A 610-nucleotide genomic window follows, 5' to 3' on the forward strand; every position below is an offset into this window, starting at 1 on the left:
TTTTCCAAACAGGTACTTGGCAGTTATGTCCACTCGAAGCTCCTCATCATCCACGTAGAAGAAAGACTTGGTTGGTTTTAATGCAACCTCAAAGCTTGGGAGAACATATTCTTTAACTTCAAATTCAGCAGTGAAGTTCTTCTGTGAGGTGTTTTTATACCGCGTTGCTACAGACCATATTCCAGGTTTGGCAACTTCAGGGATGTTGTATGATGCTGTTATGGTTCCTTGCTTAGGGAAGATTGTTTCTCTGCTAATTGTGATTCCTTGAGGATTTATGATTTCCACAAATATTCCGCCACTTTGTTCAACAGGCCCCAGATCAGGAGTCAGTGAGAAGATTCTGTAACGAACTGTTGTAGCAGGTGTGTAGATGCTCTTGTCTGTCTGAACAAATATGTAGCCAGACTGGAAGGAGACCAGGGCCACTTTCTCGACCAGGGCAGAGGGGAACTGAGCCTGCAGGTACACGTACTGCTTCTCTAAAGGATCATCACTAAAGAAGTCCTTATTGTCAGGAATCTTTATGTTTGCCACAGCCTGGTAGTTGTTATCAGCATTGAGGACAACAGACGCAGAGGTCAGTTCTGTAGTTTTCTGTGGATGGTTC

The 610-nt window shown here is 43.9% G+C and carries 1 protein-coding gene; it reads right to left on the minus strand.

Features of this window, described 5'->3' with window-relative positions:
• Nucleotides 1-537 (minus strand): MG2 domain-containing protein (locus tag GFJ41_RS20975; RefSeq protein ID WP_500048757.1); only part of this gene is annotated, 537 nt, incomplete at its 3' end.
• Between the last annotated feature and the right edge of the window lie 73 nt (nt 538-610).

The organism is Paraclostridium dentum (assembly GCF_012922555.1).
GTDB classification, from domain to species: Bacteria; Bacillota; Clostridia; order Peptostreptococcales; family Peptostreptococcaceae; genus Paraclostridium; species Paraclostridium dentum.